Here is a 2,017-nt window from a genome sequence, read left to right on the forward strand (position 1 = left end):
CAGGCTCTTTGAATACTTTAATGAGAAATGGATCAATAAAAAAAGTGGATAGAGGTATATATTCTATAAAATTAAGGAGTGAGGATATGAAAAAATGTTTTGTAGTATCACCAATAGGTGATGAAGGGAGCGAAATAAGAAAACGGGCGGATCAAATGTTTAAATATATAATCGCACCTGTATGTGAAGAAACTGGATTTGAACCTATAAGAGTGGACAAGTTAAATCAACCAGATTCAATAAACCAAACTATTATAGATTACTTATTACAATCAGAACTTGTGATTGCGGATATTACAGGACATAATCCGAACGCTTTTTATGAGATGGGTTACAGAGCTTCAACTGGAAAACCAATTATCCATTTGAAATGTAAAAATGAAAGGATTCCTTTTGACATAGCTGGAATCAGAGCATTTGATTATGACCTTAGTGACTTGGATTCAGTTGAAGAGATTAAATCCAGGTTAATCAAAACAATAGGGGCCCTATCGTTTGATACGAAATCAGATCAAAATAATGAAGACGATTCCGATACTAAGGAGATGAATGGAGATATATCTCAATTGATTCCAATTTTATATGAAATTCAGGACGATATATCCCAGTTAAAAAAGGAAATTCATAATAAGGATACAGAAACAATACAAGCAGTTATTAAGGCAGCAACGCCATCTGCGCCTATAGAGGATTCCAATACAGCAATAATGAAAGCAGTTCTTCCTGAGCTGTTAAGAAATCCCAATTCAATGAAAACATTGATAGAATTAAGTGAGCTGGGAAATAAAAAGAAGTAAGGGAGAATGGAAAACAATATATTGGCGTTTTTAAAGATGATATAAATAAAGGGGAATCATATGAAAAATATGAAAATAGATGCCAATGGAACTGAAATCAGAGTAATGGGAGATATTGTTAATGAAGACGCCTATATTTCGCTCACTGATATTGCAAAATATAAAAATCCAGACAATGCTTTTATTGTAGTGGCAAACTGGATGCGTAATCATTCTACAATTTCATTTTTGGGATTGTGGGAACAAATTCATAATCCCAATTTTAAACCTATCGAATTCGATAGGTTTAAAGCAGAGTCAGGAGATAATGCATTTACACTGACACCGCAGCAGTGGATAAAAGCAACGGATGCAATCGGTATCATATCAAAATCAGGTCGATATGGTGGTACTTATGCACACACGGATATTGCGTTTGAGTTTGCTTCTTGGATTTCACCAGAATTTAAGCTGTATATTATCAAGGATTATCAGCGTTTAAAGAAAGATGAAGCAGACCGTTTAGCGATTGGCTGGGATGTAAAGAGAGAACTTTCAAAAATAAACTACCGAATTCATACGGATGCGGTGAAGGAGTTTTTGATTACACCGACGTTGTCCCAACAGGAAATGGCATATACATATGCTTCTGAAGCGGACATTTTAAATATGGCTTTGTTTGGAAAAACAGCATCCCAATGGAGAAGCGAAAAAGAAATAAAGGGGAAGAATTCCAATATCAGAGATTTTGCTTCTGCGGAAGAATTGGTTGTGCTTATCAATCTGGAGGATACAAACGCTGATCTGATAAGACGGGAAGTGCCTAAAATTGAGCGATTAAAAATATTACGGGAAAAGGCATACAGACAATTAGAACTTTTGAAGAAGAATCAAGATACGATTGAAGCATTGAAGAAAAATCTTATTGAAAATACAGAAACAAATAGTTGATTTTCTAAGCAAAGCTGCTTATAATCTGTATCGGAACATATTGCTATTATCCACAGTTACTTATGCTGTGTTATCAACAGCGATAACAAAATGATAACATTAGCTTATACAGGCAGGATAATATGGACAAATCAAAGAATTAAAAGAAAGGCAAATACGATAGCAAATAATCTCTAAACAAAATTGATTAGTAGTTGTCGAGTTTGAATAATCCACACAATTTGACAAAGCCAGTATTTATGCGAGTTTCGAGACTGTGAGAAAAAGTCTGTAAATAAGATTCTTCTATG

At 34.3% G+C, this 2,017-nt stretch carries 2 protein-coding genes; both read left to right on the plus strand.

The window, feature by feature from the left end:
- Positions 1-797: hypothetical protein (locus DWW13_RS13280; protein ID WP_199674856.1), on the plus strand; the 797-nt coding region annotated here is incomplete at its 5' end.
- A gap of 60 nt (positions 798-857) precedes the next feature.
- Positions 858-1,727 (plus strand): KilA-N domain-containing protein, encoded by an 870-nt coding sequence (locus DWW13_RS13285; RefSeq protein ID WP_118720296.1) that lies wholly within the window; start codon positions 858-860, stop codon positions 1,725-1,727.
- Positions 1,728-2,017: the final 290 nt, after the last annotated feature.

This window comes from Blautia sp. AF14-40 (assembly GCF_003479665.1).
GTDB lineage: Bacteria > Bacillota > Clostridia > Lachnospirales > Lachnospiraceae > Fusicatenibacter > Fusicatenibacter saccharivorans.

Coding starts and splice junctions, on each gene's coding strand:
- DWW13_RS13285 (WP_118720296.1), top strand. CDS start 858: ATGAAAAATATGAAAATAGATGCCAATGGAACTGAAATCAGAGTAATG.